This is a genomic window from Aeromonas sp. 600479, from assembly GCF_049175515.1.
Taxonomy (GTDB): domain Bacteria; phylum Pseudomonadota; class Gammaproteobacteria; order Enterobacterales; family Aeromonadaceae; genus Aeromonas; species Aeromonas veronii_A.
This window is the reverse complement of sequence record NZ_JAAKVF010000001.1, coordinates 551294-575339: the sequence shown is the minus strand read 5'-3', so window position 1 is coordinate 575339 and position 24046 is coordinate 551294. Positions and strand designations below refer to the sequence as shown.

Sequence of the window (24046 nt, the reverse complement as noted above, 5' to 3'; positions counted from 1 at the left end):
TATTCAATATCGGACAGTTAAAGGATGTATAAAATGAGAACGCTGGTGGTAACCCGTGCAACCTGTGGGCAGGTCACTCTGCGGGTCGAGGGACAGTCCGAGGTGAGTTGTCCGATCCCTGAAATTGCACATCAGTTGGATAGCGAATTTGAGTTGATCCAAGTACTGGATTTGCAATTTTTGACCAGTATGGAAGCAGATACACTGTTAACACGTCTAGTCGATAAACTTGCAGTTAATGGTCACTTACAGGTTACGGTCCCCGATCTGGATTATGTCGTGGGCCAATGGCTACAGGCTGAGTGGGATGAAGGGACTTTACGCGATGTGACCTCAGTCGCTCGTCAGAGCTTCGCCGGGCTCTTTGGCCCCCAGCACGATGGTAATCCCATGCTACCGGGCTATTCGACGCATTATTCGGGCTGCAACAAGTCTGGTTATAACAGTAAACGACTGGCTTTTTTGCTTGCCCGCCAGGGGTTGGTTGACATCAACATCGTGACTGATGATACCCACCTATTACAGGCTTCGGCTCGGCAGTCGATGGTGCGTGGTGAGCGACAAGTGGCACCGGATTTGCGTAATATCCGCCAGGACCACCTGAATCGTTATCGGTTCGCGGCAGAGTGCCTACGCGCAGCTATGCCACAACGAGTGCTCGATTTGGCATGCGGGATCGGCTACGGCAGCCAACTGCTGGCTAACCAGCTTAATTGTCAGGTCACCTCCGTCGATATTGAACCCGAAGCGCTTGCTTATGCGCGAAAACACTATAGTTCGCCGAAGATTACTCATCTGTGTGCCGATGCTAGAACTCTGCAGCTGGATTCAGCTTCCTTTGACGCGGTTGTCTGTTTTGAAACCATTGAGCATGTGACGTTTGATGAAGCCCTACTGGGTCAGTTTCATGAATGGCTACGTGCTGGGGGCAAGCTAGTGATGTCGACGCCGAACGAGAGTGTCATGCCTTTTAGTGCCGCACAATTTCCCTATCACGTGAAGCACTATACCTATGCCGAATTGGAGTCGATGCTGACGCGCTGTGGTTTCCGCCTCCAGCAAGTCAGCAAGCAGCAAAACCTCCAGAATCCAGAGATTGTTCCTGGCAGCGATGGCTGTTTCATGATCGTTATCGCGGAAAAGGTGTGAGGTCGGGATGAGCGCAGCATTTGTGCGGTTTAGTATTATTATTCCGGTCTATAACCGGGATGAGCCGTTACAGCGGGCGCTGGATTCACTTTCTCGGCAAAAATTCGGAAACTTTGAGGTCATCATAATCGATGATGGTTCAACTCCCGAGTTTGGTGAGCGAATACAAGCTTTAGTGACCACTTTATCTGATTCTCGCTTTTCGCTGATCTGCTACCAGCCTAACCGAAATGGCGCTTATGCGCGTAATCGTGGCATCGAGGTTGCTCGAGGCGAGTATCTATGTTTTTTGGATTCGGATGATGAGTGGTTACCGGAGAAACTGGAGCGCATCGACCAGATATTAGCGATTGAGCCACATTGGCAGGTGATTCATCATCCGTATCAGAACGTGAGCCATGGTGAGCGTAGTGCACCCTTTCCTCGGGAGGCCCGCCGCACCGATGAGAGCGTTGCTGAATACTCGTTCTGTACTAATCGTGTCGGGGGTATTCAATCGAGCTGTCTCATCGTCAAGCGTGAACTCGCGCAGAGGGTACGTTTCAATGACAAGTTGCGAGGGCATCAGGACTGGGATTTTGCATTGCGGCTTGGCGCAGAAACGGATCGCTTCTTGTTTATCGATCAGGTGTTGACGCTGCGTCATGTCGCTGACGCAGCGACTGGCATGGTGTCCCGTTCTCTTGACTACGCATACTCGTTGGCCTTTCTACGTGAGAACCAACACTATTTTTCATGGCAAGCTCAGGCCGGGTATGCGGCCCATATCTTGTTACCTAAAAAAATGACAGCTAATGTTCAAGCATTTAATCGCTATGAATGGCTGGCTATGCTGTTTTACCCAATTTTGATCGGAAACTGGAAAATAAAACAGCTGCATCTACATTGGCGCTGTATACGGTTGGTTTTGTGGTGTCGCTGGCACAACAAAAAGAATATTGCGTTAATGGGATGCAATGATTACACATGTTTTTTTATCAAAAACTATGCTTCGTATTTATCAATTCAAAGACTGATTGATAAAAATAAGCATGGAGAGTCTTTTTATGGTTGGTGTGTATTTTCCGTGAAAGATCTCGCTCCAGTATTATGGGAAAGTTTAGATTGCGTGGTAACTATGACTGATAAACATCATGAAAGCATGAGTGGTGATATAAAGGTATATGCAGAAAATATACCTGTTGTTGCTTTTTGATGAATTTTATTGTCACTTTTATGCCCTTGCATGATTAAGCCATTGCGGCGGAATTTTAATTATGGTGGTTAATTGATAATGAACAAGCTTCTGGTTTTTAGAACTCATCTTCTGCCATATTCTGAAACATTTGTCTTGGCTCAGGTTTGTCATTTGAAACGTTGGCATGCAGCCATCTTGGGAGAGGTCAGATTAGATAACGGCTTGTCGCTTCAGGGGCTGGAGGTTGATACGTTGCTGAAAAACGAGGAGCATTATAAAAATTTATCAATGAACCGGGCTGTAAATGAATTTGTTCGTTCGTCCCTGTTGTCAAAGGCTAATTCATTTAAGAATGCCGGTTATAAGCTAATTCATGCGCATTTTGCTGTCGATGCACTGCGCGTTTATCCATTAGCTAAGGAAATGGATGTTCCATTGGTTGTAACACTACATGGTTATGATATTAATAGAAATCATGATTGGTGGCAGAATGGGCTCGGTGGTCGGAGCATGATTACTTATCCCGAAGAACTGGTGAAAATGTCCACAGACCCCAAAGTAAGGTTTATTGCCGTCTCAAAGGCTATCCATCAGAGAGCCATAGAGTTTGGTATATCTCCATCCAAAGTGACCCATATCCCGATAGGGGTGGATGTTTCGTATGCTGAAAAATTTAATCTTAAGTTCAAACAGCACAACAAGGAAGTTATATTTGTTGGTAGACTGACAGAAAATAAAGGCTGTATTTTTTTGTTAAGGGCCATGCGCATCTTGCAAAAAAGGATTGATGGTGTGCATCTGCGAATCATCGGTGATGGTCCTCTGCGTAATGGATTGGAAGAATTTGCCAAAATATACAATCTAAATGTTTCTTTTTTAGGCGTGCTACCTAGTGCTAATGTGATGAGAGAAATATCAGAGTCAAAGGTTTTATGCTTGCCCAGTATCACTATCGGTAATGGGGAATCGGAGGCATTCGGGTTGGTTTTGTTGGAGGCTCAGAGTTTAGGGGTGCCTGTCATCACATCATCCAGAGGGGGGAAGGGGGAGGGACTGATTCATGGGGAGACCGGATATGCGTTTGATGAAAGAGATGATAAATCGTTAGCAGAATATTTATATCGGCTTCTGATGGATGATGAGCTAGCCCATGCCATGGGGAAAAAAGGGTATGCTTTTGTAAAGAATAACTTTGACATCGTCAGGCAGACCGAAATTCTAGAGTCATTTTATGATGACGTTGTTAGTGAGTTTAATCGGGGGTGATATGGAGGAGTTTAATTCAAAACTATATTGGGAAAAAAGATATGCAACTGGTGGAAATTCTGGCGCTGGTTCATATGAAAAATTTGCCGAGTTCAAATCTGCAGTATTGAACGAATTCGTAAAGGTTAACAATATTGATAGCGTTATCGAACTTGGGTGTGGCGATGGGAATCAATTGTCGTATGCAGATTATAATTTCTATATAGGTGTTGACGTCAGTCCGTCAGCTATAAACATCTGTAAGCAAAAATTCATAAATGATGTAAGAAAAAGTTTTTTAATCTCTGATGAGCTGAAAGAACATCGGGCAGATTTGGCTATATCGCTTGATGTAATATTTCATTTAGTTGAGGATGTTGTGTTCTTTAATTACATGAAACAGCTTTTTAGTGTAGCAGATAAATATGTTGTTATATATTCTAGCAATACGGATGATAACGAGTCATCCCCGAAGCATATTAAGCATCGAAACATTGAAAAATATATTTCCAGGCATTTCCCGAATTGGTTGCAGACTAATAAAATAAATAATATATATCCATATACAGGAGACCATTTAACTGGTTCGTTCTCGGACTTTTACATCTACCAACGTAGATGAGTTTGTTTTCCATTTGCACAGATTTAAATCTTATTAAAGTTAAATGGTGGTTGAAAGATGCCAAAATTCAAATGCTATGTTGGTGTTCCTGTTTTCAACGAAGAAAAATATATAGAGCAGACTCTACTTTCTTTAATTAGGCAAGATGAAGACAATGTTTGCTTTCACGTGTCTGATAATTGTTCAACCGACAATACATGGAACATTATCAATGATATCTGTGCTCGCGATAAACGATTTATCCTGACTAGGCAAGAGAAAAATGTAGGTGCATTTGAAAACTTCAAACAGTTATATGATATTTCTGACTCACAATATTTTATGTGGCTTGGGGGGCATGACTATATTTCGGATGGTTACCTGTCTGCGATGAAAGAAACCCTCGATCATGATGAATCACTGTCAATGGCATTTGGTATACCACATAAGATCCTAGATGGCATCGATTATGGTCGAATGGAAAAGGCTATCCATACGTTTTCAAAAAGACGAATTGCTCGTTTTCTTCAAGCGACAAAAAACATAACTCTGTGTGCTATGTGTCAGGCTTTATTTAGACGAGAACTGTTGCAAAACTTTGATTTCAGAATGAAGCTTGGTGCGGATTTCGTAATGATTTGTCACTTGCTTTGGTATGGAAATATTAAATTTGTTGAAGGGTATAAATATTATGCCCGCTTTTTTTCTGCAACGTCGGAAACCTCGGATGAGCGAGTTACTGGTCAAAAAGATATATATTTGAGTAATTATGATTTCATCATTTACCAGTTAGATTCATTAGCTAATTTATATGATGGAGACCCGCGAATAAAGCAATATCTAGAATATGAAATCATCCATGCCTTGCAGCAATACCGAGGTATACATAGCCTGATGATTAACGATGATCGGTGAAAATAATGAAAGCAATTATTCTAGCGGGTGGTTTAGGCACCCGGATCAGCGAAGAGTCTCATCTTCGACCTAAACCCATGATTGAAATTGGTGGTAAACCGATCCTTTGGCATATTATGAAAATATATTCTCACTATGGTGTTAATGATTTTGTAATATGTCTTGGTTATAAAGGCTATGTGATAAAAGAATACTTCGCAAATTATTTTTTACATATGTCTGATGTCACGTTTGATATGCCGAATAATCGAATGGAGGTCCATCATAACCATGTAGAACCTTGGCGAGTGACATTAGTCGACACCGGTGAAGATACGCTTACAGGTGGACGATTGCGGCGTGTCGAAGAGTATGTGAAAGGTGAATCGGCTTTTTGCTTTACCTATGGTGATGGTCTCAGCAATGTTGATATTGGAAAACTGATAGAGTTTCACCATAGCCACGGCAAGCTGGCGACTGTTACCGCTGTTTCACCGCCAGGTCGTTATGGGGCTTTGACTCGAGACGGAAATTTGGTGACAGGTTTTTCTGAAAAACCGCGCGGTGATGGGGGCCTGATTAATGGCGGTTTTTTTGTGCTTTCTCCTGACGTGTTCAAGTTGTTGGATAGCGACCACTGTAGCTGGGAAGGAGAACCTTTGGTTGAGTTGGCCGATATGTCGCAGTTGATGTCATTTGAGCATCAAGGTTTTTGGCAGCCGATGGATACGTTGCGCGAGAAAAATCAACTGGAGGAGCTATGGGCCAGTCACAAGGCTCCCTGGAGGGTTTGGGAATGAGACGAGGTCTCGATGCATCCTTTTGGTCAGGAAAGAGAGTGCTCGTTACCGGGCATACAGGGTTTAAGGGGAGTTGGCTGACTATATGGTTGCATCGCCTCGGGGCGGATGTGACGGGAATTAGCTTGCTGCCCCATTCAACGCCAAATCTGTTCGAGGCTGCAGAGGTTGCGAAGATATGTCGACACCATATTTGTGATGTCTGTGCACCGGAACATTTCGTGCCACTGGTTCAGGAATCGCAACCTGAAGTGGTATTCCATCTGGCGGCGCAGTCATTAGTGCGCGAGGGGTATCGTGAGCCTGCGCGGACATTTGAAACCAATTTGATGGGGTCTGTTTATCTATTAGAAGCGCTCCGTACGTTGGATTCGGTTAAGAGCGTTGTCATGGTGACCACGGATAAAGTCTATTACAACCAGGAGTCCATCTGGCCGTATCGCGAAACCGACCTATTGGGAGGACATGATCCCTATAGTGCGAGTAAGGCGGCCAGCGAACTGGTTATTACCAGTTATCGTGATGCTTTTCTGGCAGCACGAGGCGTTGCGATTGCAACCGCGCGAGCAGGCAATGTTATCGGTGGAGGGGACTGGTCCGTCGATCGTTTGATTCCTGACGCAATACGGGCCTGGCAAGGCGGTCAGACTTTATCCATTCGGCGCCCTGAGGCTGTTCGGCCGTGGCAGCATGTCTTGGAGCCTGTTGCTGCCTATATGGTGTTGGCACAACGTCTGTATCAAGAGCCTCGGTTGGCGGGGGCTTATAACTTTGGTCCAGATAGTCGGGATGCTGCGAGTGTGGCGCAGGTGGTGGATTTGGCGGCTTTAAGTTATGGGCTCAGTCATAAGGCTTGGCGTTTGGTGGGTGAACCAGGCCCTCATGAGACCAGTTGGCTGGCGCTGGAGACAGCCAAGGCGCGACATACTCTGAACATTTCACCTCGGTGGTCATTGCCACAGGCCGTTGAGAAGACCATGTCTTGGTATCGCGACTGGTATCAGGGGGGGAGGGCCCGAGACTTGTGTGAGCAACAAATTAAAGCCTACGAGGCTCAGCCATGAATCGTTTTACCCTATTGTCAGAGCCGCTTGGTGCCAGATTGTTGCAGCGTGAAGTGCATGGTGACTCACGCGGTGCTTTGAGCAGACTCTTCTGTGTCGAAGAGTTGTTTGTGCTGGGGTGGGGGACATACGTGGCACAGGTCAATCTGACATGTACGTCCCGTTGCGGCACTGTCCGTGGTCTTCACTTCCAATATCCACCGCATGCCGAGAAAAAGTTGGTGACTTGTACTCGAGGTCGGGTTTGGGACGTAATTGTCGACATTCGGGCTGGTTCACCGACTTTTCTGATGTGGCATGCGGAGGAGCTTTCGGGTGATAACCACCGTTCTTTGCTGATTCCAGAAGGATTTGCGCACGGTTTTCAGGCTCTGAGTGATGATGTCGAAATGCTTTATTGTCATTCGGCAGCCTATGTTGCAGCAGCAGAAGGAGGACTCGATCCGTTGGATCCGTATCTTCAGATTTCATGGCCGATGCCGATAACAGAAATCTCCGCACGAGATCGCCAGCATTCTGCATTAAACGACAGTTTTCAGGGAGTGATAGTTCGATGAGATGCCGACACTGCGGTACCCTGCTGGTCCATCGTTTTCTCGATCTGGGCTTTGCTCCGCCATCGAATGCCTATCTGTCTGCCAGCGATCTCTCCCGACCAGAAGTAACCTACCCATTACGCTTGTGCGTGTGTGACCGGTGTTGGCTGGTACAAACGGAGGATTTTGCTTCGGCAGATCAGCTTTTTTGTGCAGATTATGCATATTTTTCAAGTACATCGACCAGCTGGTTAGCTCATGCAGCCCGTTATTGTGCGCGTATGATTGACGAATTGTCTCTTACGTCCAAGAGTCATGTGGTTGAGATTGCAGCCAACGATGGGTATTTGCTGAAGAACTTTGTCGCCGCAGAGATTCCTTGCCTAGGAGTGGAACCTACCGCTGGTACTGCCGCTGCGGCTGAATCGCTGGATATTCCGATTATCCGGGAGTTTTTTGGTTCCGAGTTAGCTCAACAAATGAGAGGAAAAGGACAAGGGGCGGATCTACTGATCGGTAATAATGTTCTAGCTCATGTGCCGGATATCAATGATTTTTGTCGTGGCTTGAAGTATCTGCTTAATCCTGGTGGAACGCTGACGCTGGAGTTTCCTCATCTGCTGCAATTACTGCTGCAGGTTCAGTTTGATACGGTTTATCACGAGCATTTTTCGTATCTGTCGCTGCAGACTGTGCAGCGGATGTTGGCTTCGGTGGGCCTGAGAGTGTTTCATGTCGAGTCATTAGCGACCCATGGTGGAAGTTTACGGGTATTTGCCTGTCATGCCGATGAACAACGACCGGATACTCTGGCTGTCGCTGATTGTTTGTATCAGGAGGCTGTAGCTGGATTACATCAGTTGAATCTCTATCTGGAATTTCAAGCGCAGGTGGACAGAGTAAAAAATTCACTACTTTCTTTCTTATTAACACAGCATCAAGCGGGGAAGACGGTGGCTGCTTATGGTGCTGCTGCTAAAGGCAATACATTGTTGAACTATGCCGGTATTCGTCCCGATCTGCTGCCCTATGTTTGCGATGCTGCAGGCTCGAAACAGGGGCGATTTATGCCTGGCAGCCATATTCCAATCTTCTCGCCGGAAGTACTGATGGCTAATCCACCAGATTTTGTCCTGATTTTACCTTGGAATTTGGCTGATGAAATTAGTTGTCAATTGGCACCCCTGAGGGCAGCAGGAACTCGTTTCGTTGTTGCGGTTCCTCATCTGGAGTTCCTATGAGTGAGCGTATCTTATATACCAAACCATCTATCACCGAGCTAGAAATTGGCTACGCCACCGATGCGGCGACTAACGGCTGGGGTGAGCGCTGTTACGAATATATTGACCGCTTTGAACTGCTTTTTCGTAACTATTTGGGAGTGAAATATGCGATTGCCACGTCAAGTTGTACCGGCGCCTTGCATATGGGGATGGCTGCGTTAGGAATAGGAGCTGGCGATGAAGTGATATTGGCGGATAGCAACTGGATTGCCAGTGTTGCACCCGTCGTCCATCTGGGGGCGACGCCTGTTTTTGTCGATATCTTGCCGCACTCTTGGTGCCTTGATCCTGAATTGGTTGAGGCGGCAATTACGCCGCGCACCAAGGCCATCCTAGCAGTACATCTGTATGGTAATCTCTGCCATATGGATCAGTTGCTGGCTATTGGTGAGAGATATGGCATTCCGGTGATTGAAGATGCCGCTGAGGCGATTGGCTCTGTGTATCACGGACGGCGAGCTGGCTCCATGGGCTGTTTTGGTGCTTTCTCATTCCATGGAACCAAAACCCTGACTACAGGGGAGGGTGGCATGTTTGTTACCAACGATGCTGACCTCTATGAACGTGTGTTAACGCTCAGCAACCACGGCCGGGCTCGTGGACAGACTCGTCAGTTCTGGCCTGACGTTGTGGGTTATAAATACAAGATGTCGAACATTCAGGCTGCGATTGGCTGTGGCCAGATGGAACGAATCGAAGAGTTAGTTTCGCGGAAGAGATATATTTTAGATTGCTATCGGCGTGAATTATTGTGTGTCGATGGAGTCAGAATGAATCCAGAACCGATCGGTACGATTAACGGTGCCTGGATGCCAACTATTCTGATTGAAAAATCAGGTTCGGAGGCAGTTGAACAGCTGAAATTTAAATTCAGCACTGAAAATATAGATGCGCGAGTATTTTTTCATCCATTGTCATCTCTGCCCATGTTCATGCAAAATAACTGTAATGCTCTCGCGAAATTTATATCTAAAAGTGCGCTAAATCTTCCAAGCTATCATGATATGAGCGATGAATCTCTAGAGAAAATCATCAAAATCATTCGTTCCGTGCTGAAGAGTAATTAGAGAGATGAATAATCAAAAAATTAGTCAGTTGTTATGTGAACACTATTCAAATACATTCATTAAGCATGGCCGAAACTCCAAAGGGGTTGATTGGGGTGATAATAAAACAGGTCATTTATTGCGCCTTGAGAAAATGCTGAATGTCATAGATGTGACTAGTGTTTCAACCGCCAGCTCAATCTTGGATGTCGGCTGCGGATATGGAAGTTTGCTTGAGTTGATCAGACAAAAAAAAATGCCCGTAAAATACACTGGAATCGATATCAGTTTGCCCATGATTAATTCAGCAAAGAGCCTCCATCCTAACGATGAATGGAGGTGTATTGATATATTGAATGATTCGTGTTCTGGGCAATATGATTATGTCGTTTGCAATGGTATTTTGACGCAAAAACTGAATGTCAGTCATAAACTAATGGATCGCTATGCTCATGAACTAATAAAAAAAATGTTTAGCTTGTGTCGTGTTGGGATTGCCTTCAATGTCATGACAACCCATGTTAACTTTCAAGTTGATAATTTGTATTACCGAAACCCGGCGGAATTGCTCGCCTGGTGTATGAGTGAGTTATCATCGAAAGTTAGAATTGATCATTCTTATCCTTTATTCGAATACACTGTTTATTTATATCGGGATGTGGATAATAAAGATAAGGATTGTGATATGAAATATAATTCGGCGATAAGTTCAGTATGATGCGGCTTGGTATTATTGCTTCAAGCGGTGGTTCTGTATTCGCGACAGGCATTAACTTGCTAAAGTCGTGTGGCTATGAAGTATCTGCATATGTGGTTACGGATCGTGAATGTGGGATAGAAAGAGCCTGTGACGAGTTAGGTGTCTCTTACACTAGAATAATTGATAATGATAATGTTGGCTTTTCATGTAAAGCCAGCCAGTGGTTATTTTTTGAAAATAATGTCGACTGGGTTTGTCTTTTTTTTACCAGGCTGATCAGCTCGTCGATATATTCATTTAAACCGTGCATAAATATACATCCTTCTTTGTTGCCTGCGTTTCCTGGATTTAACTCTCTGCAGCGGGCCTTTGAAAAAAAGGTCCGATTTGTTGGCGCAACAGCTCACTTTGTTGATGGAAGTACGGATGGTGGCGAGCTCGTGGCTCAAGTGGTTGGCTCTGTAGTCAATATGCATGATATACAGCAATTAGAGCGGCTCTCTTTTGCGCAGAAGCTATATATATTTCTTGTTTTGTGTGAGTCAGTACTTCTGGATGGCGTTAGTTATTTATACAAGTCTAAAGACAACTTAAACACATACCCCGCGCATTCATGGAACAGCCAGTCTCTCAGGAGTAAAAAATTAGCAGATGCCTTCGAAGACTTTTTGAAAAGTGAGAAAATATATTGGATACGGTAATGGTCGATAACAAACGAGTTGTCATATCACAATCCATGTACTTCCCATGGGTTGGATTGCTTGAGCAAATCCGTCTAGCTGATATTTTTGTACACTATGATGATGTTCAGTTTTCTCGTGGTTTTTTCAACCGTGTACAAATTAAAACGTCAAGAGGCATTGTCTGGATGACTGTTCCTCTAAAAAAACATCATCAGAAAGAAAAAATAAATGAAATAGAAATTGACAACTCAATAGATTGGCAAAGACAACACAAAATCCTTCTCAAGGAGGCATTTTCATTTGCTCCCTATTGCCAAGATGTTATGGATATTGTAGATGGAGTTTTCTCTTTACCCTGTAATACATTAAATGACCTATCAAGACGTTCGACTGTCGCATTGGCCGAGTACTTTGAACTCGTTCCATCCACTATTTTTTATGAATCTAGCCAATTAAATGTGTCCGGCAATAGCACTGACAGATTACTTGGAATTGTTAAAAGACTTGGTGGAAATATATATGTCACTGGGCACGGTGCTAAAAATTACTTAAACCATGAGCAATTTTTAACATCTGGTATTTCTGTTGAATATATGAACTATCAGAAAGCAGCATACCCCCAATTATTCGGAAACTTTACTCCTTACGTGTCAGCTCTTGATCTGATTGCAAATTGTGGGGCTCATGGGAAAAAATTTATCCATTCTGGAACTATACCTTGGCAGGAGTTTGCTGATGAATCATAATGATCTATTCAAAGAAGAAGTTGAGACAAATATTCGCTCTCTCGCGTCAGATATGGATCTACAAGCTTTATCAAGGATCTGGATTAGGGAGATAGCCCCCCATAAATGGTCATATAACTTTCGATGGATGGGAAGGCCTGCTATACAGTTTCCGAATGACGCATGGGCAATGCAGGAGTTGATTTGGGAAATACGTCCAGATCTTATTATTGAGACCGGCATTGCTCATGGTGGATCACTTATATTTAGTGCTTCGATGCTGGCACAACTAGATTTGTGCGAAGCCATTGAACGTGATGAAAAATTTGATGCTAAACGATCAGAACGGAAAGTCATTGGAATTGATATTGATATTCGGAGTCATAATCGAGAAGCGATTGAAAAACATCCAATGTCATCAAGGATTCACATGATTCAAGGATCAAGTACGGATGAAAAGGTGATTTCTGAAGTCAGAGAGCTTGCACGGAAATATAACAGAGTACTCGTTTGTCTAGATAGCAACCATACGCATGACCATGTTCTTGCCGAGTTAAACGCGTATGCATCATTGGTCAGCGTCGGTAGTTACTGTGTTGTATTTGATACCATCATTGAAGATATGCCAGATAGTCTGTTTCCAGACCGACCGTGGGGGAAAGGTAATAATCCTAAAACAGCTGTTTTCGAGTTTATGAAAAACTGCTCTGATTTTTGTATCGACGAGAATATTGCCCATAAGCTGCTTATAACTGTAGCTCCAAGTGGATTTTTGAAGCGACTCAAATAATCAGCGACACTACAACATCAGATATAAAATACAGGAGCTATATGTATAAAAGAATTTATTTCGACATTTCTGGGGTTTGTAATGCACACTGTCGATATTGTGTAAGTGGTAAAGATTCAATATCTGGCTCTGAACATCGTAAACAGGGAAAGTTTATCGATATTGAGACCTTTTCTGGGGCCATCACTCATATGCTGAGCAAAAAAATAATTGCTCCTGACTGTGAGGTTATTCTATATAGCTGGGGGGAGCCATTCTTACACAAAGATCTAAAAATGATAATAGATATATTAAATCGCAATGAGCTATTTTATAGCCTCAGTACTAATGCATCTATATGTATATCATTTAATGAGGAACAGATATCTCGTCTAAAAAATATAACCTTTTCAATGCCTGGCTTTAGTCAGGACTCATACGATAGGATTCATGGTTTCAAATTTGACAGGATCAAAAATAATATCTCTGATATGGTTTTATCTCTTCGTTCTAGTCGCTATACAGGCCCCATAAATCTTGCTTATCATATATACAAGTTTAATCTGCATGAAATAAGCTTGGCAGCAAATTTTGCAAAGGAAGTTTGCATAAATTTCGTTCCGTCACTTGCATATTTAAATGGTTACAACATGTTTCGCCACTTTCTGACAAAGGCTATGAAACCTAACCAAATTGAGGTGATTTCGACGGAAGTTTTCACAGAACATCTGGGGAAGATGCAGCGACAAAGACCTACCGATTATATTTGCCCACAATTCGAACGACTTTCGATCGATGAAAGCTGCAATGTACTTATGTGTTGCGGGATGGAAAAAACATGTGGCGATAGGGGACTCGTTGGTGATTTATTTAAGATGGATTTCAACGACATCCAAGAACGAAAGAGAGAGATGACCATTTGTGATGAATGTACATCCCTTGCTATTGATTATATAGGCCATAATTCGATTGGGATTATTGATTTCCTCAGGCTGTATGGCGAGTTGTTCAGCGTTGTTGATTACGATAGCAACGAAAAACAGATGGGGGGGGATATATATGTGTATGGCACGGGTGAAACTGCCGATGCCTTATTTGGCTCATTTTTGAACAATAAATTGTTTAATGTGAATGGTGTAATTCATGGGCAGTCTGTAGAAAAAAATATATTTTTTAGAGGTCATAAAGTTGAAAATATTGATGTGCTAAAAAATAATCCAAGTCAAAAAGTATTAATAGCTTCGTTGTCATCCAAGTCAATCGATGAGATATATCATATGCTTCGTCGTGAATTTAAAATAACTAACCCTATTATAAAATTCGAAATCAACATATAGTTTTCATATTTTTGATGGTATTCGACTTATTTGGATTTGATATTTTTCAAATGGTATATGACCTTCTCCTGTTGCTTGGTCAAATCGGGATAGATAGGGATTGATATACTTTGTTGATAAAATATTTCGGATGTTGGGTGTTTTTTGATTACCATATGGTGAAATGGTTGAGAATAGATTGGCATGTAGTGCACATTAACTCCGAGTCCTGCAGAACGCAGTTGTTCAAAAAAAACCTTTCGATCATCTGCGGGTATCTTTATTACAAACAGATGCCATGCCGAGAGACGCCCCTCTCGGTTGGCTAGGATCTCAAGCCCCAGGCTAGGCAGTTTGGCCTGATAACGTGCGGCAATAGTGCGGCGCTTGGTCAGAAATTCCTCCAAGCGTACCATCTGGCTCACCCCCAGTGCAGCCTGAATGTCGGTCATGCGGTAGTTGAAGCCGAGCATCTGCTGCTCGTAGTACCAGGGGCCATCCGGTTCATTGATGAAGTCTTCCGGTTCGCGGGTGATGCCGTGGCTGCGGAGCATGCGCATCGTCTTGGCGAGCACAGGGTCGTTGGTCATGGCCATCCCCCCTTCACCGGTGGTGATGATCTTCACCGGGTGGAAGCTGAAAACGGTTATATCGCTGTAGCGACCATTACCGGTTGGTTCATCGTGATAGCGAGCTCCCAAGGCGTGGCAGGCATCTTCGATGATCCGAAAGCCATACTCTTGTCCCAGGCGGCGGATCTCCTGCATGTCGCAGGGGAGGCCGGCAAAGTGCACCGGGATAACGACTTTGGGCAACTTACCCGCCGCTTTAGCAACAATTAGTTTCTTTTCCAGCTCCAAGGCGCACATGTTGCCGGTATCTGGCTCAATATCGACGAAGTCGACTTGTGCACCGCAGTAGAGAGCACAGTTGGCGGATGCAACAAAGCTGATGGGGGATGTCCAGACCCAGTCGCCGGGGCCAACGCCAAGTGCCAGACAGGCGATATGCAGTGCTGCTGTACCTGAATTGACCGCAACCCCGAATTTAGCGCCACAGTAATCAGCTACTGCTTGCTCAAAGCGGGGGACAACGGGCCCCTGGGTCAGGAAGTCGGACTTGAGAACATCCACAACAGCATCGATATCTGCTTGGCTGATGGATTGGCGGCCATAAGGGATCATTCAGCACTCCCCTTTTGGTTCATTTTCAAAAGCTGTTCAATGGTAAAAAAGTGAGGGTTGCTGCGAGAGTTATATTCGAAGCCCTGTTCTACCATTTTTCCTTTTTCGCCCGCCGCTGTTTTGGAGAAATCGTTGTTGCGATTATTGAAGTTGATGGTTGGGCCAATCACGAAGAAGTCATCAAACTCGAAGGTGTGATAAGAGTCATCGGCAGGACACATCACTTCATGGAGCTTCTCTCCCGGACGAATACCGATGATCTTGTGTGGCAGGTGAGGGGCCATGGCGCTGGCGAGCTCGGTAATACGGACCGATGGCAATTTTGGAACAAAAATCTCTCCTCCTTTCATGCGGCCAAAATTGTCCAGCACGAAATCCACCCCTTGCTGCAAGGTGATCCAGAAACGCGTCATCTCCTCATGGGTGATGGGCAACGCATCTGCACCCTGGTCAATCAGCTTCTGGAAGAAGGGGACGACAGAGCCGCGAGAACCCACCACGTTACCGTAACGAACCACTGCAAAACGGGTGGGATCCTGCCCCGCGATATTGTTTGCTGCCACGAAGAGCTTGTCTGATGCCAGTTTGGTGGCACCGTAGAGATTGATTGGATTGGCAGCTTTGTCAGTGGAGAGGGCAATAACTTTTTTGACTTGATTGAGCAAAGCGGCCTGGATGACGTTCTCAGCACCATGGATATTGGTTTTAATACACTCCATGGGGTTGTATTCAGCGGCTGGAACCTGTTTCAGTGCTGCTGCATGAACCACGTAATCGACGCCACGCATTGCCATGGTGAGCCGGTTGGCGTCTCGGACATCACCGATAAAATAGCGCATGCAGGGGTCGTTAAACTCCTGCTGCATCTCGAACTGTTTCAGTTCGTCACGAGAATAGATGATGAGCCGTTTCGGCTTATAACGTTCCAGTACTGTCTTGACCAATCGTTGGCCAAACGAGCCGGTGCCACCTGTGATCAGTAGCGTTTTATCGTTGAACATTGTGGGCATCTCGTCATAAAAACAGTAGATGAATCATATGCTAGCAAATAAAGTACCAGCTTTTTTGGCAAAGAGTGTGATCCATTCACAAAAACAGTTTTAAAGATTTGGGCGCACCCAGACCACCTCGGATTGGCTCGCATCAGTAGAGCTTTATCAAGATGTGCTGGAGCTCTGTGTGCTTAGCTGAATAGCCTGGCAAACCTCTTCAACCCCCTTGAGGGCTCTCGGGGTGAAGCGGTGCAGCTCATCCGAGTTGATCAAATCGAGTCGCTGATGCTGCACCGCGTCGAGATTTGGCCACTTTCGCCAGTGACGCAGGGCGTCAGGATCTTGACTCCCGGCCAGGAGCAGAGAGGGGTTGGCCCTGATCACCTGTTCCATGTCAACTTGAGGATAGGGGGTCTTGGCATTCGCCATGATGTTGATCCCGCCGCAGAGTTCGATGGCCTGCGCAGGCCAGGCGTTACCGCTCACGCTGGTGAGCGGCGGGTACCAGAGCTGGTAGAACACTTTGACGCCGGTTGGTTGGCCATAGCGCTGTTGTAGGGAATGCAGGCGTGCCAGATAGCGATCGGCGGCTTCGTTGGCGCTCTTTTCCACCCCCAGCAATTTGCCCAGCGCCCGCATCTCGGTGGCCAGCGAGGCAAAATCGGTGGGCTCCGAGTAGAAAACCGGGATACCCAGCTGCTCCAACGGGGCCAGCATCCGTGATTGAGCCGAGCGCCAACCGAGAATGAGATCCGGCTTTTGCGCCAGCACTGCCTCGACGTTGATGCTGCGATAATTCGCCACCTTTGGCTTGGTTTTGACCTCGGGGGGATAGTCTGAAGCATCGTCGATGGCCACCAGTTTGTCGCCGGCGCCAATCTCGTAGAGCAATTCGGTCAGGTGAGGAACAACGCTCACCACCCGAGTCGGCGTGGCGGCCAGCAGGGCACCGGGCAACCAGGCAAGCAGCACGCAGGGCAGCCAGATCGGCAAGCGCAACCATCTAACCATGAAATAACCCCGCAACAGTGACAAGCAGCGCCAGCATCAACCAGCCCCAGCCTATTGCTTGCAGAATATTGAGGACCTTGCGTGGTGACTCTCCACCGGGGTCACCACTGCTGCCAAGTACTGGCCAGCGTTGCAAGGTTCCCTGATAGTAGCGAGGGCCACCAAGGCGGATCCGGCACTTGTCTACCAGCAGAGTGAGCAGCATCCCCATGGCGGGATAGGGCCAGAGCGCGCCACTGCGCAGCAGCTGTGCTGCATGTTTGAGACGGCTTGCCAGCAGTGGCAGCCCCAGCAGCAAAATGACGGAGGCATTGAGCCCCTGATAGAGGGCACTGGCGGCGCGACCAAAGTGGTCGAAGGCGGGGTCTTTGCGACTCCAGCTCTGATTCATCAGCTGTACCAGCCGCCAGAGCAGGGCGCCCTGTACGCCAGCCAGGGCAAATCCCAGCAGCGGGCCAGCCCATTGGCCGACCAGACGCAGGGCGCAGCTCTCCGTCACCGCTTTGGCGAGACCCATGGCCGAGAGTTTGCCGGTCTCCCGTTTGAGCCAGGGGGTGGACTGCAATCTCGCCAGCGGCAGGGTCTCCTGGGTGGCGAGCGAGCGGGTGGCATGGGCGAGTTCGCGCAGCGGGCGGGATTCGAGCATCAGCAGCAGGAACAGCAGATCGAAGATCGGTTCGCTCAGGGCCAGATTGCGCAGCGACCAGAGCCCGGCTGCGCAGGGGAGCCAGACTACCAGCATTGCCAGCAGGCCGGCCTGCATTTGCTGGCCGGGTGAACCATCGGGTCTGTGTACCTTGTGCCCCAGCCGGGTCAGCAGGGGCGTGACGGCCGAAAGACGCAGATGGGATGGCCACGGGATCACCGTCTCCAGCAGGGCTGCCCCCACCAGAATGACCGCCGTCGTCGAGAGGAGGGCGTCGGCCATCAAATCAAGCGAGCCAGTTTCGATCACAGCTTGCCGAGCATCTTGATGATCACTTCGGCGGAGTGCTTGCCGGCCACTTCGATGAAGGCATCGAAGGATTCAACCTGTTCCTTGCCGGCGATATCGGACATGGCGCGTACTACCAGATAGGGCACTTTGAACATGTGGCACACCTGACCGATGGCGGCACCTTCCATCTCGACCGCCAGCATCTGCGGGAAGTCGGCGCGAGCCTTGGCGATGGCGTCCGGTTTGCACATGAACTGATCGCCGGTGCAGATAAGGCCGACCTTGGTCTGGTGCTTGCCCTGCTCGGCGATACAATCCTGAGCGACCGCGATGAGCTTCTCGTCGCAGGGGAAGGCGGCGGGTTGTTGCGCCATCTGGCCCATCTCGTAACCAAAGGCGGTCACGTCCACATCGTGGAAACGCATCTCGCTGGCGATCACCACATCACCGATGTGCAGATCCTGGGCAAAGCCGCCCGCAGAGCCGGTATTGATGACGCAGTCGGGGGCAAATTTTTCCAGCAGCAGGCTGGTGGCCACGCTGGCGGCAACCTTACCGATACCGGAGCGGGTCAGGATCACCTCTTTGCCTGCCAGCATCCCTTGATAGAACTCGCAGCCGCCCAGTTGCAGGGTAGTGGGGTTGCTCATCTGGCTGCGCAGCAGGGCTACTTCTTGCTCCATGGCGCCGATAATACCTACTTTCATTGCTGACCTCGTCTTGATAGCCGTGTGGCTGAATTTAAGTTGCTGTAGATCATAACAAAAGATGTCGTCGGCGCCGAGAGGCGCAAGCGAAAGGAGAGATGAAACGCGGCGCTCCATATGGGAGCGCCGCAGGTGACAAAAAGCATTGATGAGGCAGGGAGAAGGCCTTTAGCCGAGCGCGGTATCGAGGGTCATCATCAGGGCAAAGCCTGCCATCAGGCCGAGGGTGGCATAGGTCTGGTGACCGTTGCGGTGGGTCTCAGGGATCACCTCGTGCGAGACCACAAACAGCATGGCGCCGGCGGCGAGCCCCAGTCCGATGGGATAGGCGATGGCAAGGCCGCTGGAGAGCCCGACCCCGAGCAGGGCGCCAACCGGTTCGAGCAGGCCGCTGGCGATGGCAACCAGCACCGCCACCGAGGGGCGAAAACCGGCAGCGCACATGGCCAGCGCCACCGCCAATCCCTCCGGAATATCCTGCAGTGCGATGGCAGTGGTAAGCGGCAGCCCCACCGACATATCCCCCTGCGAGAAGCTCACCCCGATGGCCATCCCCTCCGGCAGGTTGTGCAGGGCGATGGCAAAGACGAACAGCCAGACCCGGGAGCACTGCTCGTGGCCGGGGCCGCAGGGGCCGGTTTTGTCATGCTCGTGCGGGGTGAACTGATCCAGTCCCAGCATCAACAGCACCCCGAGGGTCATGCCTACCACCACCACGGCGGCGGCGCTAAAGCCGTTGCCGGTAATCCCCTCGGCGGCCTCCAGCCCCGGCAGCAGCAGGGAGAAGGCACTGGCCGCCAGCATCATACCGGCGGCAAAGCCCAGCATGGTGTCCTCAACCTTTTGCGGTACCGAGCGCAGAAACAGGGCGGGCAGGGCGCCGATGGCGGTGGCGGCAAACCCGGCGGCACCACCGATCAGGCCGTAGCGCACGCCGCTGGTCACCTCGCCGGTAGCGAGCATGATGAGACTCTGCAACAGCAGCAACAAGACGGCAGCCAGCGCGATAAAGAGACCGAGAGCAGTGAGTGGCCGGCTTTGCATCTGGCTGCGCAGTTGCTGCGACCAGGATAACGGGGGAAGGGCAGAGAGATGGTCCATGGCATGGCCTCAAGGTGAGCAAAGCGGATAATGGCATTACATCCACTTGGCCGCCCCTTGTCCATGCCTGCAAGGCGATTGCCACTATCTGAAAATCTGGAAATAGTTTATCCAAGCAACCACATGGGAACTCTTATCGGAAGCCAAAGGCGGGGGCAAGAGGGGGTCTGCAAATGACTGAGGTGGATGTTGAGTGGCAAGTGGGGATGCATCGCTAACTCTTTTAAATCAGCTGTAGATGTCTGCCTTGGTGTTCGGATAACAGAGACAAAAAAACCGGCTTGCGCCGGTTTTTTTGTCTTGGTGAATGCTGGGGAGCTGGCTTATTTGGCCAGGGACTCCGGCAGCTCTTCACGGATTTTGCCGAGCATCTCTTTCAACACACGCGGGTTGGCAACCACGATATTGCCTGAGTTTTCGTAGTTATGACCACCGACGAAGTCGGTGACGATGGCGCCAGCTTCTTTGGCCAGCAGTTCACCAGCAGCGGTGTCCCAGGGTTTCAGGCCAATTTCCCAGAAACCGTCGACGCGACCGGCAGCCACGTAGGCCAGATCCAGTGCAGCAGAGCCGGAGCGACGGATGTCAGCACACTCGATGAACATGCTCTGGAACATCTTCAGGTACGGCTCGATGTGGTGCTTCTGCTTGTAGGGGAAACCGGTGGCCAGTACGGTGCCAGCCAGCTCTTTGGCTTTGCCGACACGGATACGGTAGCCGTTCAGCTGGGCGCCGCTACCACGGGTAGCAGTAAACAGTTCGTCACGGATCGGATCGTAAACAACGGCTTGTTCTGTTTTGCCTTTCACACGCAGGGCGATGGATACGGCAAAGTGCGGAATGCCTTTGACAAGGTTGGTCGTGCCATCCAGCGGGTCAATGATCCATTGGTAGTCCGGATTGGTACCGGCAATCTCACCAGACTCTTCAGCAACAATGCTGTGCTCCGGGTAAGATTTTTTGATGGTGTGAATGATGGCCGCTTCAGCTTCACGGTCAACGTTGGTCACGAAGTCATTGCTGCCTTTTTGGATAGCCTCAATATTCTCGGGCTGGGAGAAGGCTTTTACTACAACTTGACCGGCGTTGCGCGCAGCGCGCACGGCGATATTCAGCATCGGATGCATAGGTTCACCACTGGATGTTAAAGAACGGGGGACAAAAGGACGCGGTATAGTACCAGTATTTTGTGCGATGGCAACTGTTATCACCCTACGACCAATTGATTGTGACTGCCAGATCTGACGGCTCCAATATAGACCAGATCTGCGCTAGTCTTATCCCGGCAGCCGGATACAGGCTGTCATGAGCATAGGGATATGAGCCATGAATTTGTCATTAGTGAGTCAAAACGTGTCTGGCGCCAGTGAAGGTCTGCTGGCCATTTTGCGGTCATCACCCGAGTATGGTGACCACTTTGCCCACATCAGCGTGACGCCACTGACCGAGTGGCAACCGGCCAAGGCCGAGGCGGCGATCCTGCTGATCGATGGTGATACCCCCTGGCAGGATGCCGGGTTTATCCGTGGCGAAGACGATGCCATCGGATTGCCGGTACTGCCGCTGTTGATCCGCAAGGGGGACAAGGAGCTCACCATCTGCGGCCCCGATGTGCGCGACCCCCGTTTCTACTTTGTCTCCAACGGCATCATGCTGGATGAGTCAGAGCTGGCTGACCCCTCATGTAGCCGGGTGCTGCTGCGCAAGCTGGAATCCTACTTCCCGCTGCTCTCTCGTCTTATCCTGCTGCGTCAGCGCAAGTCGGCCGTCGTCTTGAACTGATTGCCCCGGCAAGTTATGCAAGCGGCGCGCTATCTGTCATCACTGACAGATAGCGCGCCGCACTCTTTATGGTAAAACCATGTTTGGTGAAAGAGTGGGCATCAGGATGCTCACTCTTGAGTGTGACTACATCAGCAAGGAGTGAAGGATGATCGACTTTTATACCGCCGCAACCCCCAATGGCTTCAAGGTGGCCATTGCACTGGAAGAGCTGGGATTACCCTATCGGGTCATTCCCCTCGATTTGTCGGCACTGGATCAGAAGAAGCCCGAGTTTCTCGCCATCAACCCCAACGGCCGCATTCCGGCCATCGTCGATCGGGATAACGACGATTTCGCCGTATTCGAGTCGGGCGCTATCCTTATCTATCTGGCTGAGAAGGCGGGCAAATTGTTGCCGGCCGATCCCAAACGCCGCTCTCAGGCCATTCAGTGGTTGATGTTCCAGATGGGCGGGGTAGGGCCCATGATGGGGCAGGCCAACGTCTTCTATCGCTATTTCCCCGAGAAGATCCCCGCCGCCATCGAACGCTACCAGAAGGAGGGGCGCCGCCTGTTCGAGGTGCTCGATAGCCATCTGGCTCATCACGAATATCTGGCGGACGAGTACAGCATTGCCGATATCGCCACCTGGCCCTGGGTGCGGATTTATGACTGGAGCGGCATCTCCATCGAGGGGTTACCCCATCTGCAAGCCTGGATGGATCGGATGGCCGAGAAGCCTGCCTGCCAGAAGGGGATCACCATACCGCCGCGCAAAGAGCAGCCGGATGAGCTGATCAAACAGGCGCAACAGATGGTAACACGTTGATTTTGAACCACAGACGGGGCGTGTCGCCCCGTAATATTAGAAAAACTAAGGCAAGCCGATTATAAAGATTCGTTCGTTTTTTGTGAGCTGAATCACTATGATGCCCCCATACCACCAAGCGTCCTGTGCGGTGGTCTGGCGGGCTCCCCGCCTACTGTTTCCAACACTGTTTTGATTGCATCACAGCCTCTGTGATCAGATTCCTCTGGGCCATTTTGTGCCAGAGGGCGGCAGCATTTTTTCGATTTTTTGGGACTGATATGGATCGGCACAGTTTTTATCCGTTGTTTTTACTGACCATTCTGATGGTCGCTGTGGGCCAGATGACCCAGACCCTTTATGTTCCCTCCATTCCCATGATGGCGGGGGACTTCAATGTGGCCTCGGGTCAGCTGCAGGCGGTGATGGCCTGTTACCTGATCCCCTATGGCCTCTCCCAGTTTGTCTACGGGCCGTTGTCGGATCGCATCGGTCGTCGTCCGGTGCTGATCGTCGGCATGATGGTGTTTCTGGTAGGCACGCTGATCATTCAGGTCATCCCCCATTTTGCCGCCCTGCTGGTGGGCAGCTTTATTCAGGGGCTGGGTACCGGTGCCGGTGGCGCCATGAGCCGGACCGTGATGCGCGATCGCTACAATGGCGCCGAGCTCAACCGCGCCAATAGTCTGGTGAGCATGGGGGTGATCTTCTCCCCGCTGCTGGCGCCTGTGCTGGGTGGCTGGCTGACCGAGCTGTTCAACTGGCGCGCCGGTTACTGGTTCCTGTTCGGTTTTGGTGCCGTAGCCACTCTGGCGATCATGGCCTGGTTTGGTGAAACCCTGCCTGCCGCAGCTCGTCAGCCGCTGCGTGTCGGTGCTGCCTATCGCCATGTGTTGGGTAACCCCAAGTTTCAGGGCAACCTGCTCTGCCTGATGGCGACCTTTGCCGGATTGGCGGTATTCGAGGCAGCAGCCGGTGTGCTGCTGGGCGATGTGCTGAAACTGAGCGCCCGTACCGTGAGTGTGCTGTTCGTGCTGCCGCTGCCCGGCTATCTGTTCGGTGCCTGGCTCTCTGCCAAGCTGAGCTTCCGTTTGACTCAGGGCAAACTGATGCGTCTTGGCATCGCCTTTCTGGCGCTCGGCTCCCTCATCATTCTGGTACCGGGGCTGTTCGGGGTGGTGAGTGCCGCCTCGCTGGTCGGTGGTGCGGCTGTCTACTTCATCGGTAGCGGTATTCTCTACCCGACCGCCACTTCCTGTGCCATCGAGCCCTTCCCGGGTCAGGCCGGCACCGCGGGTGCCATTCTCGGCGGGATGCAGAATCTGGGAGCCGGAGTGGTGACCCTGCTGGCGGCCGGTTTCCCGATGACCGGTCAGGTGACTCTGGGGGCCATCATGACCCTGATGGTGCTGATCGTGGCGCTGAGTTTTGTCTGGCTGCGCCACCACGGCTCGCCGCACGAGCAGATGGCGATCTGATGCCCGCGCTTGCTCTCTGAAAGCCCGCCTTCTGGCGGGCTTTTTCTTTGCCAGAACCTAATGCGGTCTACTGCTC

25 protein-coding genes are annotated in these 24046 nt (G+C 49.3%); 18 read left to right on the top strand and 7 right to left on the bottom strand.

The features are described from left to right. The first annotated feature begins 33 nt into the window (after window positions 1-33). The 15 genes from G5149_RS02470 to G5149_RS02400 all read left to right on the top strand — a co-directional run bounded on the left by G5149_RS02470 (window position 34) and on the right by G5149_RS02400 (window position 14009). A complete protein-coding gene (locus tag G5149_RS02470; protein WP_005346638.1) occupies window positions 34-1149 on the top strand; it encodes a class I SAM-dependent methyltransferase in 1116 nt (371 codons plus the stop codon). Window positions 1150-1156: 7 nt separating this feature from the next. Further along, window positions 1157-2344 (top strand): glycosyltransferase family 2 protein, encoded by a 1188-nt coding sequence (locus G5149_RS02465; protein WP_421211416.1) that lies wholly within the window; start codon window positions 1157-1159, stop codon window positions 2342-2344. A 78-nt stretch (window positions 2345-2422) separates the two neighbouring features. Beyond that, on the top strand, window positions 2423-3592 hold the full coding sequence (locus tag G5149_RS02460) for a glycosyltransferase (protein ID WP_005346631.1): 1170 nt from the start codon (window positions 2423-2425) through the stop codon (window positions 3590-3592). Beyond that, on the top strand, window positions 3558-4193 hold the full coding sequence (locus G5149_RS02455; RefSeq protein WP_337073745.1) for a class I SAM-dependent methyltransferase: 636 nt from the start codon (window positions 3558-3560) through the stop codon (window positions 4191-4193). The genes G5149_RS02460 and G5149_RS02455 overlap by 35 nt, the downstream gene beginning before the upstream one ends. Window positions 4194-4250: 57 nt before the next feature. Next, window positions 4251-5087 carry a glycosyltransferase family 2 protein gene (locus G5149_RS02450; protein ID WP_236348971.1) on the top strand — a complete coding sequence of 279 codons (837 nt, stop codon included), beginning with the start codon at window positions 4251-4253 and terminating at the stop codon, window positions 5085-5087. Window positions 5088-5092: 5 nt separating this feature from the next. Next, window positions 5093-5866, top strand: coding sequence for a glucose-1-phosphate cytidylyltransferase (gene rfbF / locus G5149_RS02445; protein WP_421211413.1), 774 nt, complete (start codon window positions 5093-5095; stop codon window positions 5864-5866). Next, window positions 5827-6930 carry a CDP-glucose 4,6-dehydratase gene (gene rfbG, locus G5149_RS02440; RefSeq protein WP_319890029.1) on the top strand — a complete coding sequence of 368 codons (1104 nt, stop codon included), beginning with the start codon at window positions 5827-5829 and terminating at the stop codon, window positions 6928-6930. The genes rfbF and rfbG overlap by 40 nt, the downstream gene beginning before the upstream one ends. Then, window positions 6927-7487, top strand: a complete 561-nt coding sequence (locus G5149_RS02435) for a dTDP-4-dehydrorhamnose 3,5-epimerase family protein (RefSeq protein WP_005346616.1) — start codon at window positions 6927-6929, stop codon at window positions 7485-7487. The genes rfbG and G5149_RS02435 overlap by 4 nt, the downstream gene beginning before the upstream one ends. Beyond that, window positions 7400-8707, top strand: a complete 1308-nt coding sequence (locus G5149_RS02430) for a methyltransferase domain-containing protein (protein ID WP_421211410.1) — start codon at window positions 7400-7402, stop codon at window positions 8705-8707. The genes G5149_RS02435 and G5149_RS02430 overlap by 88 nt, the downstream gene beginning before the upstream one ends. Then, on the top strand, window positions 8704-9816 hold the full coding sequence (locus G5149_RS02425; RefSeq protein WP_421211408.1) for a DegT/DnrJ/EryC1/StrS family aminotransferase: 1113 nt from the start codon (window positions 8704-8706) through the stop codon (window positions 9814-9816). Before G5149_RS02430 ends, G5149_RS02425 begins: the two co-directional genes overlap by 4 nt. A gap of 4 nt (window positions 9817-9820) precedes the next feature. Then, a complete protein-coding gene (locus tag G5149_RS02420) occupies window positions 9821-10513 on the top strand; it encodes a class I SAM-dependent methyltransferase (RefSeq protein ID WP_421211406.1) in 693 nt (230 codons plus the stop codon). Then, complete coding sequence (locus G5149_RS02415) at window positions 10510-11196, top strand: formyltransferase family protein (protein WP_216978537.1); 687 nt, start codon at window positions 10510-10512, stop codon at window positions 11194-11196. Before G5149_RS02420 ends, G5149_RS02415 begins: the two co-directional genes overlap by 4 nt. Further along, window positions 11196-11924 (top strand): WbqC family protein, encoded by a 729-nt coding sequence (locus tag G5149_RS02410; protein WP_266133846.1) that lies wholly within the window; start codon window positions 11196-11198, stop codon window positions 11922-11924. The genes G5149_RS02415 and G5149_RS02410 overlap by 1 nt, the downstream gene beginning before the upstream one ends. After that, complete coding sequence (locus tag G5149_RS02405; protein ID WP_144715584.1) at window positions 11914-12693, top strand: cephalosporin hydroxylase family protein; 780 nt, start codon at window positions 11914-11916, stop codon at window positions 12691-12693. Before G5149_RS02410 ends, G5149_RS02405 begins: the two co-directional genes overlap by 11 nt. A gap of 41 nt (window positions 12694-12734) precedes the next feature. Then, the gene (locus tag G5149_RS02400) at window positions 12735-14009 is read left to right on the top strand and encodes a radical SAM protein (protein WP_337073743.1); all 1275 of its coding nucleotides are present in this window, start codon (window positions 12735-12737) and stop codon (window positions 14007-14009) included. 26 nt (window positions 14010-14035) lie between these two features. Here the strand turns inward: G5149_RS02400 and pseC are convergent, their stop codons facing one another. From pseC to suhB, 7 genes are all read right to left on the bottom strand, one after another. Further along, on the bottom strand, window positions 14036-15172 hold the full coding sequence (gene pseC / locus G5149_RS02395; protein ID WP_335832035.1) for a UDP-4-amino-4,6-dideoxy-N-acetyl-beta-L-altrosamine transaminase: 1137 nt from the start codon (window positions 15170-15172) through the stop codon (window positions 14036-14038). After that, entirely contained in the window at window positions 15169-16173 is a 1005-nt protein-coding gene (gene pseB, locus G5149_RS02390; protein WP_005346596.1) for a UDP-N-acetylglucosamine 4,6-dehydratase (inverting), read from the bottom strand. The genes pseC and pseB overlap by 4 nt, the downstream gene beginning before the upstream one ends. A 156-nt stretch (window positions 16174-16329) precedes the next feature. Further along, window positions 16330-17175, bottom strand: coding sequence for a cobalamin-binding protein (locus tag G5149_RS02385; protein WP_421211402.1), 846 nt, complete (start codon window positions 17173-17175; stop codon window positions 16330-16332). After that, window positions 17168-18130 (bottom strand): cobalamin biosynthesis protein CobD/CbiB, encoded by a 963-nt coding sequence (locus G5149_RS02380; RefSeq protein ID WP_335832033.1) that lies wholly within the window; start codon window positions 18128-18130, stop codon window positions 17168-17170. Before G5149_RS02380 ends, G5149_RS02385 begins: the two co-directional genes overlap by 8 nt. Continuing rightward, window positions 18127-18819: a 5'-methylthioadenosine/S-adenosylhomocysteine nucleosidase gene (gene mtnN, locus G5149_RS02375; protein ID WP_040067225.1), complete on the bottom strand. Its 693-nt coding sequence runs from the start codon at window positions 18817-18819 to the stop codon at window positions 18127-18129. Before mtnN ends, G5149_RS02380 begins: the two co-directional genes overlap by 4 nt. 168 nt (window positions 18820-18987) lie before the next feature. Further along, a complete protein-coding gene (locus G5149_RS02370) occupies window positions 18988-19920 on the bottom strand; it encodes a ZIP family metal transporter (RefSeq protein ID WP_335832032.1) in 933 nt (310 codons plus the stop codon). 323 nt (window positions 19921-20243) lie between these two features. After that, a complete protein-coding gene (gene suhB, locus G5149_RS02365) occupies window positions 20244-21047 on the bottom strand; it encodes an inositol-1-monophosphatase (protein ID WP_033137241.1) in 804 nt (267 codons plus the stop codon). A 199-nt stretch (window positions 21048-21246) separates the two neighbouring features. Here suhB and G5149_RS02360 point away from each other — a divergent pair, with 199 nt between their 5' ends. From G5149_RS02360 to emrD, 3 genes are all read left to right on the top strand, one after another. Further along, entirely contained in the window at window positions 21247-21702 is a 456-nt protein-coding gene (locus tag G5149_RS02360) for a hypothetical protein (RefSeq protein WP_421211399.1), read from the top strand. A 148-nt stretch (window positions 21703-21850) separates the two neighbouring features. Further along, on the top strand, window positions 21851-22513 hold the full coding sequence (locus G5149_RS02355) for a glutathione S-transferase family protein (protein ID WP_005333923.1): 663 nt from the start codon (window positions 21851-21853) through the stop codon (window positions 22511-22513). Between the two features lie 260 nt (window positions 22514-22773). After that, window positions 22774-23970: a multidrug efflux MFS transporter EmrD gene (emrD, locus tag G5149_RS02350; protein WP_005333920.1), complete on the top strand. Its 1197-nt coding sequence runs from the start codon at window positions 22774-22776 to the stop codon at window positions 23968-23970. Window positions 23971-24046: the final 76 nt, after the last annotated feature.

Excerpts from the sequence above, each read along its gene's own strand:
- G5149_RS02470 (WP_005346638.1), top strand. The coding sequence starts at position 34 with ATGAGAACGCTGGTGGTAACCCGTGCAACCTGTGGGCAGGTCACTCTG.
- G5149_RS02465 (WP_421211416.1), top strand. The coding sequence starts at position 1,157 with ATGAGCGCAGCATTTGTGCGGTTTAGTATTATTATTCCGGTCTATAAC.
- G5149_RS02460 (WP_005346631.1), top strand. The coding sequence starts at position 2,423 with ATGAACAAGCTTCTGGTTTTTAGAACTCATCTTCTGCCATATTCTGAA.
- G5149_RS02455 (WP_337073745.1), top strand. The coding sequence starts at position 3,558 with ATGATGACGTTGTTAGTGAGTTTAATCGGGGGTGATATGGAGGAGTTT.
- G5149_RS02450 (WP_236348971.1), top strand. The coding sequence starts at position 4,251 with ATGCCAAAATTCAAATGCTATGTTGGTGTTCCTGTTTTCAACGAAGAA.
- rfbF (WP_421211413.1), top strand. The coding sequence starts at position 5,093 with ATGAAAGCAATTATTCTAGCGGGTGGTTTAGGCACCCGGATCAGCGAA.
- rfbG (WP_319890029.1), top strand. The coding sequence starts at position 5,827 with ATGGGCCAGTCACAAGGCTCCCTGGAGGGTTTGGGAATGAGACGAGGT.
- G5149_RS02435 (WP_005346616.1), top strand. The coding sequence starts at position 6,927 with ATGAATCGTTTTACCCTATTGTCAGAGCCGCTTGGTGCCAGATTGTTG.
- G5149_RS02430 (WP_421211410.1), top strand. The coding sequence starts at position 7,400 with ATGGCCGATGCCGATAACAGAAATCTCCGCACGAGATCGCCAGCATTC.
- G5149_RS02425 (WP_421211408.1), top strand. The coding sequence starts at position 8,704 with ATGAGTGAGCGTATCTTATATACCAAACCATCTATCACCGAGCTAGAA.
- G5149_RS02420 (WP_421211406.1), top strand. The coding sequence starts at position 9,821 with ATGAATAATCAAAAAATTAGTCAGTTGTTATGTGAACACTATTCAAAT.
- G5149_RS02415 (WP_216978537.1), top strand. The coding sequence starts at position 10,510 with ATGATGCGGCTTGGTATTATTGCTTCAAGCGGTGGTTCTGTATTCGCG.
- G5149_RS02410 (WP_266133846.1), top strand. The coding sequence starts at position 11,196 with ATGGTCGATAACAAACGAGTTGTCATATCACAATCCATGTACTTCCCA.
- G5149_RS02405 (WP_144715584.1), top strand. The coding sequence starts at position 11,914 with ATGAATCATAATGATCTATTCAAAGAAGAAGTTGAGACAAATATTCGC.
- G5149_RS02400 (WP_337073743.1), top strand. The coding sequence starts at position 12,735 with ATGTATAAAAGAATTTATTTCGACATTTCTGGGGTTTGTAATGCACAC.
- pseC (WP_335832035.1), bottom strand. The coding sequence starts at position 15,172 with ATGATCCCTTATGGCCGCCAATCCATCAGCCAAGCAGATATCGATGCT.
- pseB (WP_005346596.1), bottom strand. The coding sequence starts at position 16,173 with ATGTTCAACGATAAAACGCTACTGATCACAGGTGGCACCGGCTCGTTT.
- G5149_RS02385 (WP_421211402.1), bottom strand. The coding sequence starts at position 17,175 with ATGGTTAGATGGTTGCGCTTGCCGATCTGGCTGCCCTGCGTGCTGCTT.
- mtnN (WP_040067225.1), bottom strand. The coding sequence starts at position 18,819 with ATGAAAGTAGGTATTATCGGCGCCATGGAGCAAGAAGTAGCCCTGCTG.
- G5149_RS02370 (WP_335832032.1), bottom strand. The coding sequence starts at position 19,920 with ATGGACCATCTCTCTGCCCTTCCCCCGTTATCCTGGTCGCAGCAACTG.
- suhB (WP_033137241.1), bottom strand. The coding sequence starts at position 21,047 with ATGCATCCGATGCTGAATATCGCCGTGCGCGCTGCGCGCAACGCCGGT.
- G5149_RS02360 (WP_421211399.1), top strand. The coding sequence starts at position 21,247 with ATGAATTTGTCATTAGTGAGTCAAAACGTGTCTGGCGCCAGTGAAGGT.
- G5149_RS02355 (WP_005333923.1), top strand. The coding sequence starts at position 21,851 with ATGATCGACTTTTATACCGCCGCAACCCCCAATGGCTTCAAGGTGGCC.
- emrD (WP_005333920.1), top strand. The coding sequence starts at position 22,774 with ATGGATCGGCACAGTTTTTATCCGTTGTTTTTACTGACCATTCTGATG.